General features: G+C 68.6%; 5 protein-coding genes. 3 read left to right on the top strand and 2 right to left on the bottom strand.

The genetic code is table 11. The features are described 5' to 3' along the window. The coding region (locus AOK09_RS35310) for a slipin family protein (RefSeq protein WP_217698534.1) at positions 1-657 on the bottom strand (657 nt) is incomplete at its 3' end. Positions 658-772: 115 nt separating this feature from the next. Further along, positions 773-1825, bottom strand: a complete 1053-nt coding sequence (locus AOK09_RS35305; RefSeq protein WP_055591276.1) for a LacI family DNA-binding transcriptional regulator — start codon at positions 1823-1825, stop codon at positions 773-775. Positions 1826-2240: 415 nt separating this feature from the next. Here AOK09_RS35305 and AOK09_RS35300 point away from each other — a divergent pair, with 415 nt between their 5' ends. From AOK09_RS35300 to AOK09_RS35290, 3 genes are all read left to right on the top strand, one after another. Continuing rightward, entirely contained in the window at positions 2241-3584 is a 1344-nt protein-coding gene (locus tag AOK09_RS35300; protein WP_055591275.1) for an ABC transporter substrate-binding protein, read from the top strand. 132 nt (positions 3585-3716) lie between these two features. After that, a complete protein-coding gene (locus AOK09_RS35295) occupies positions 3717-4721 on the top strand; it encodes a carbohydrate ABC transporter permease (protein WP_055591274.1) in 1005 nt (334 codons plus the stop codon). Between the two features lie 5 nt (positions 4722-4726). Next, positions 4727-5659 carry a carbohydrate ABC transporter permease gene (locus tag AOK09_RS35290; protein ID WP_055591273.1) on the top strand — a complete coding sequence of 311 codons (933 nt, stop codon included), beginning with the start codon at positions 4727-4729 and terminating at the stop codon, positions 5657-5659. The last annotated feature ends 69 nt before the right edge of the window (positions 5660-5728 follow it).

The raw sequence follows: 5728 nt of genomic DNA, 5'->3' as shown, positions 1-5728 counted from the left end.
CAGCCGCAGCTGCAGCGCCGCCGGTGTCTGCGCCATGATCTGGGCGGCGTCCGACAGCCTCCGCGACGCCTGGTACTCACCGTCCGCGGTGATGATCCGCGCACGGCGCTCCCGATCGGCCTCCGCCTGCCGTGCCATGGAGCGCTTCATCGACTCCGGCAGCGCCACATCCTTGATCTCCACCCGGTCGATGTGGACGCCCCAGGCCAGCGCCGGGCTGTCGATCATCAGGGCCAGGCCCTGGTTGAGCGCCTCCCGGTTGGAGAGCAGGTCGTCCAGCTCGCTCTTGCCGATGATCGACCGCAGGGAGGTCTGCGCCACCTGGAGCATGGCGAACATGTAGTCCTGCACATTGACCGTGGCGCGCACCGGATCGACGACCTGGAAGTAGATCACCGCGTCGACCCTGACGGTGACGTTGTCCCGGGTGATGCCCTCCTGAGCAGGCACCGGCATCGTCACGATCTGCATGTTGACCTTGCGCAGCCGGTCGGCGACCGGCACCAGCAGCCGCAGGCCCGGGTCGCGGACCACCTTGTGCACCCGGCCGAAGCGGAAGACCACACCGCGTTCGAACTGCTGGACCACCCGCACTCCGGTGGCCACCCAGACCGCTCCGGCGCCGAGCACCCCGATGAGCACATCCACGGCCAGCATCTCGGGCCTCCGTCTCCGCCGGGTGCACCCCGGCCGAACACCGCCGCTCCCTCTCCACGCTACGCGCCGCCCCCGGGGGGCGGAACGGTGCGGACGGCGCGGCGGCGCCCGTCGCTCAGGCGGAGGAGCGCACCACCAGTTCGGTGGCCAGCACCACCTGCCGGCGTGCCCGGCCCTCCTCGGAGATCTCGTCCATCAGCAGCCGCGCCATGGTGCGGCCCATCTCCTCGATCGGCTGCCGGACGCTGGTCAGCGGCGGGTCGGTGTGCCGGGCGATGATGGAGTCGTCGAAGCCGATCACCGCGACGTCGTCCGGCACCCGCCGTCCGGTCTCGCGGAGCACCTGCATGGCGCCGGCCGCCATCAGGTCGGAGGCGCAGAAGACCGCGTCCAGGTCCGGCCGTCGCTCCAGCAGCCCGCGCATGGCCTCGCGGCCACCGCTCTCGGTGAAGTCGCCGCGGCCCACCAGCGCCTCGTCGGAGCCGAGGTCGGCCTCCTCCAGCGCGCGCCGGTAGCCGGACAGCCGGGCGCGGGCGGGTTCCATGTCCAGCGGGCCGGTGATGGTGGCCACCTGTGTGCAGCCGCGCCGCAGCAGATGCCGCACCGCCATCCGGGCGCCGCCGGCGTTGTCCGCGTCCACATAGGACAGCGGCTCCACGTCGGAGCGCCGGCCGACCAGCACGGACGGCATGTCGATCCGCTCCAGCAGGGTGGGCAGCGGGTCGTCCTCGTGGACCGAGACCATCAGCACGCCGTCGACCCGGTGGGCCGCGAGATAGGTGGCCAGGCGCTCGCGCTCCTTCTTGGTCCGCACCAGGATCAGCAGCAGCTGCATCTCGGTGTCGGCCAGTTCAGCGGAGACTCCCCGGATGATGTCGTTGAAGAACGGTTCGGAAAAGAGACGCGTCTCGGTCTCAGGGACCACCAGGGCGATGGAGTCCGTTCGAGAAGTGACGAGAGTACGAGCCGCCCGGTTGGGGACGTAGCCGAGTTCGGCGATCGCCTGCTCGACGGCCGCGCGCGCCTTGTCACTCACCCGGGGCGACCCGTTGATGACACGCGAGACAGTGCCCCTGCCGACTCCCGCAAGGGCGGCCACAGCCTCCAGAGTCGGGCGGCCGCCTCCCCTTGCCGCAGGGCCCGCGGGACGCTGTGCGGCTTGACTCATTGGTTCACCTCTCGGGCTTCGTCGGACGCGGGCTGCGCCTCATTGTGGCCGGTTCAGGGCCGAATGTCGCCGCCCTCGCCCGCAGTCACTGCCCTGAGCTGCGCTTTGCCGCTCTTTGCAGGGGTATGCCGACCCGGTTTCAAGACCACATCCGGACACGGTCACGTGACTTGCAGGACACGCTCCCGCAACGGAACCGACTTCAACTCTTGACACCCACCCCCCTGAGGCAGGAGTCTTCACGACATGCCTCGTGGGAGCGCTCCCACATTACCGGTGACACGGTAGCGGTCCAAGGCCCACGGGGACAGCGTCTGCACCAGTGCTAACGCCACCTTGAGATATCGATCCGCACGGCCCCGCCCAGGAGCCGTTGTGGCGCACCCCGGACCCACCCTGGACATAGGAGAGTGGAATGCGCACCACCAGCAGCCTCCGCGGCCGCAGAACAAAGCTCATTGCGGTCGCCGGGCTTGCGACCTGTGCAGTCCTCGCCACCGGCTGCAGCAGCAGCGGCAGTGACAACAGCTCCAAGGGCAGCACCAACAGCAACTCCAACGCCAAGATCACGCTGAAGATCGGGACCTTCGGCCAGTTCGGCTACAAGGAGGCGGGTCTCTACAAGGAGTACCAGGCCGCCCACCCGAACATCACGATCGTCGAGGACACCAACACCGACGCTCAGAAGTACTGGGACGCCCTCAAGACCCACATGGCGGCCGGCAGCAGCGTCGACGACATCCAGGCGATCGAGGTCGGCTACATCGCCGAGGCCACCAGCAAGATGGCCGACAAGTTCGTGGACCTGAGCAAGGCCCCCGGCGTCGACTCCTCGGCCTGGGTGGACTACAAGTGGAAGCAGGCCACCACCACCGGCGGCCAGACCATCGGCCTGGGCACCGACATCGGCCCCATGGCGGTCTGCTACCGCAAGGACCTCTTCGCCAAGGCCGGCCTGCCGACGGACCGGGACGCCGTCGGCAAGCTGTGGGCCGGCAGCTGGGAGAAGTACCTCCAGGTCGGCAAGCAGTTCCAGGCGAAGGCCCCGGCCGGCACCAAGTTCGTGGACTCCTCCGGCGGCATCTTCAACGCCGTGGTCTCCAGCCAGCCCGAGCAGTACACCAACGCCCAGGGCGAGCTGGTCTACGACAAGAGCGCCGGCGTGCAGAAGGCCTGGAACCTCTCGGTCCAGGCCATCCAGGACGGCCTGAGCACCGGCCTGCAGCAGTTCGACCAGGGCGGCACCTGGGCGGCCGGCTTCAAGACCGGCAAGTTCGCCACCGTCTCCTGCCCCAGCTGGATGACCGGCTGGATCCAGACCAACGCCGGTGACACCGCCAAGGGCAAGTGGGACATCGCCGCGGCCCCCGTCGCCGCCAACTGGGGCGGTTCCTTCCTCGGCGTCCCGAAGGTCGGCCAGCACCAGGACGAGGCGATCAAGCTCGCCACCTGGCTGACCGCGCCCGAGCAGCAGGCCAAGATCTTCGCCAAGTTCGGCAACATCCCCTCCACCAAGGCCGGCCTGGACTCCCCGGAGGTCCAGAACGCCAAGCTGGAGTACTTCAACAACGCCCCCACCGGCAAGATCTACTCCGACATCGCCAAGAGCATCGCCCCGGCCCCGATCGGCCCGTGGGACGGTCAGGTGAAGGACATCATCACCAAGAACGGCCTGCTGGACATCGAGCAGCACCACACCGACCCGGCCAAGGCCTGGTCGAACGTGGTCAACGCGATCAAGGACAAGACCGACAACTAGCCGACCGGCGGGGCCCCTCGGGCCCCGCCGCACGCTGCTAACGGTGTGATGCGGTTGTCCGGCCGGGCATCTCCGGCCGGACAACCTGTCCGCCTGACACACCGCCAGACCCATTCGGGAAGGACGCCACTCGTGGCCACCTCCGTGAGGACGACGGCCGGCGGCGGTCCGCCGCAGACCCCGTCCACCCCTCATCGCTCCGCCCCGCCCTCCAAGCGGTCGTCATGGCGCAGCCGGCTCTACCGCCTGGACCTCAAGGCGACGCCCTACGCCTACATCGCTCCGTTCTTCATCTGCTTCGCGGCCTTCGGCCTGTTCCCCCTGATCTACACCGGCTGGATCTCCCTGCACCACCTGGAGCTCGGGCAGAGCGGCACGGGTGACTGGCGCGGCTTCGACAACTACACCCGGCTCTGGGACAGCGACCAGTTCTGGAACGCGCTGCGCAACACCTTCACCATGGGTGTGATCTCCACCGTCCCGCAGCTGATGATGGCGCTGGGCCTGGCACACCTGCTCAACTACCAGCTGCGCGGCCGCACCTTCTTCCGGGTGGCCATCCTCGCGCCCTACGCCACCTCGATCGCCGCCGCCTCCCTGGTCTTCGTCCAGCTCTTCGGCTACGACGCCGGATTCATCAACGAGGTCCTGGGCTGGTTCGGCATCGGCAAGGTCGACTGGCAGGCCGACAAGTGGCCCGCCCAGATCGCGATCTCGACGATCGTCACCTGGCGGTGGACCGGCTACAACGCGCTGATCTACCTGGCCGCGATGCAGGCCGTCCCCGGGGATCTCTACGAGGCAGCCTCCCTGGACGGCGCCTCCCGGTGGCGGCAGTTCATCAACGTCACCATCCCGTCGATCCGGCCGACGATCCTCTTCACCATCGTGGTCTCCACCATCGGCGCCACCCAGCTCTTCGGCGAGCCGATGCTGTTCGGCGGCGGAGTCGGTGTGACCGGCGGCTCGGCGCACCAGTACCAGACGCTGAGCCTCTACATGTACGAACTCGGCTGGCCCAACAGCCAGCTGGGCAGGGCGGCCGCAGTCGCCTGGGTGATGCTGCTCCTGCTGCTGCTCGTCGGAGCGGTGCAGGCGGTCATCGCGCGCGCCAACCGCAAGAAGCTGGGGGCCTGAACGCCATGACTCTCTCCTCCGCCTCTCCGCGGACCGCCCAGCAGCCCGTCGCCCGTGACACCGGCCGCTCCGACCGGCGCAAGCCCCGCGCCAGGCGCTTCGGCAGGGGGGCCGGCCAGACGCACCAGGCCGGCCTGTTCACCTACATCGTGCTGATCGTCGCGGCGCTGCTCTCGCTCTTCCCGCTGTACTGGACCGTGGTCGCGGCCTCCCGGACCGACACCGAGATCGTCCAGCCCCCCACCCCGCTGCTGCCCGGCAGCCATCTGTTCCACAACCTCAATGTGGCGTGGAACGAAGTCCACATGGGCGACGCGCTGGTCAACTCGGCCATCGTGGCGACCTTCATCACCGTCAGCACGGTGCTCTTCGCCACGCTGGCCGGCTTCGCCTTCGCCAAGCTGCGGTTCCGCGGACGCAATGCGCTGCTCTCCCTGGTGGTCGCCACCATGACCATTCCGCCGCAGCTCAGCGTGATCCCGCTGTTCCAGATGATGGCCAAGCTGGGCTGGGGCGACAAGCTCCAGTCGGTGATCCTGCCGTCGCTGGTGGCCGCGTTCGGTGTCTTCTTCATGCGGCAGTTCCTGGTCGAGGCGCTGCCGCTGGAGCTGATCGAGGCGGCCCGGGTGGACGGTGCGCACAGCCTGCGGATCGTCTGGCACGTGGTCTTCCCGGTGGCCAGGCCGGCCATGGCGGTGCTGGGCATGCTGGTGTTCGTCCAGGCCTGGAACGACTTCTTCTGGCCGTTCATCGCACTGCAACAGGACAATCCCACCGTCCAGGTGGCGCTGGCAGGCCTGGGCGCCGGCAACCACACCACCGACCACGCCATCATCATCACCGGAGCCCTGGTGGCGACCCTGCCACTGCTGGTGGTCTTCGCCGTACTCGGCAAGCACATCGTGGGCGGCATCACCGCCGGCGCGGTCAAGAGCTGACCCGCCGTCCCACCTCTGATCGTCCCGTACGGCCGCAGTTTTCGGCCCGCGGCCGTACGGGACGATCAG

It is taken from the genome of Peterkaempfera griseoplana, assembly GCF_001418575.1.
Taxonomy (GTDB): domain Bacteria; phylum Actinomycetota; class Actinomycetes; order Streptomycetales; family Streptomycetaceae; genus Peterkaempfera; species Peterkaempfera griseoplana.
This window is presented reverse-complemented; position numbering and strand designations above follow the sequence as displayed.